This window comes from Blautia sp. AM47-4, assembly GCF_003479865.1.
GTDB lineage: Bacteria > Bacillota > Clostridia > Lachnospirales > Lachnospiraceae > Fusicatenibacter > Fusicatenibacter saccharivorans.
Genome location: NZ_QUHY01000095.1, coordinates 1 through 962, shown reverse-complemented (window position 1 = coordinate 962; position 962 = coordinate 1). Strand labels below are relative to the sequence as shown.

Here is a 962-nt window from a genome sequence, read left to right as displayed (position 1 = left end):
ACCGTCCCGGCGGGACAGGTCAGGCAGTGACCTGTTCCACCTCCGGGATGGGTTTGAGATTAAAATGAATTTCGATAGAAATGTGTCTTGTTTTATCTTCGTCAATGCGTTCATGCACGACAATTTCTTTGATTAAGCGGTTAAGGGTGGCTGCGTCCAGCTCTGTGATGTTGGCATATTCCTGAATGGCTTCCACCCATTGTTTTGCGTCATTGGCAAGCTGGACTTCATCAGACAGCCGCTTTCTGCCCTCGGACACTTTTGCTTTAAGCTCCGTCTGCTCGGTCTGTGTCTTTTCCAGCATGGTGTTGAAATTCTGCTCACTGATACGCCCTGCAATCATATCCTCATAAAGCCGCATGACCATTTTGTCCAGAACCTCAATCCGTTCCTCGTCCCTTGTAAGGGAGCGTTCCATTGCTTCCCGCTGTTCCCGCTGCTCGGCTTCACAGGTATTGGTCAGGCGGTCGGCAACCGCTTCCCCGTCCATCAGGCAGCTCTGGCACATTCCCGTATTTTCCGCAGCACATGGCTGTAAAGGGTGTCATAATCAATCCGGTGCTGGGTGCAGTGGTTCTTTCCAAAGGCATTGTAGGTCTTGCAGGAGTATATCCGCTGGGGATGTTTTGCGTTTGTGTAGCGTACCGTCAACGACTTCCCACACTCGCCGCATTTTAACAGTCCGGCAAACAGGCTGATTTCATTGGTCTGCCCCGGACGCTGGCGGGATTTCAGCTTGTTCTGCACAATGTCAAAGCTCATGCGGTCAATCAGCGGTTCATGCTGCCCCTCCACCACAATCCAGTCCTCCGGCTTCTTTTCCCCAATCGTGCCGATTTTGAAACGGTAGTCCTTTTTCTGGGAAGCAATCGCCCCGGTGTAGACGGGATTCATCAAAAGGTCTTTGATAACGGAGAAGTCCCACATATACCGTCCTTTTTCTGGGTCTTTCTTTTCCCATT

Annotated in this window: 1 pseudogene; it reads right to left on the bottom strand. The window is 51.0% G+C overall.

The window, feature by feature from the left end:
- Positions 1-19: 19 nt before the first annotated feature.
- Positions 20-962, bottom strand: a pseudogene (locus DW965_RS18735) (recombinase zinc beta ribbon domain-containing protein); the annotation flags it as partial.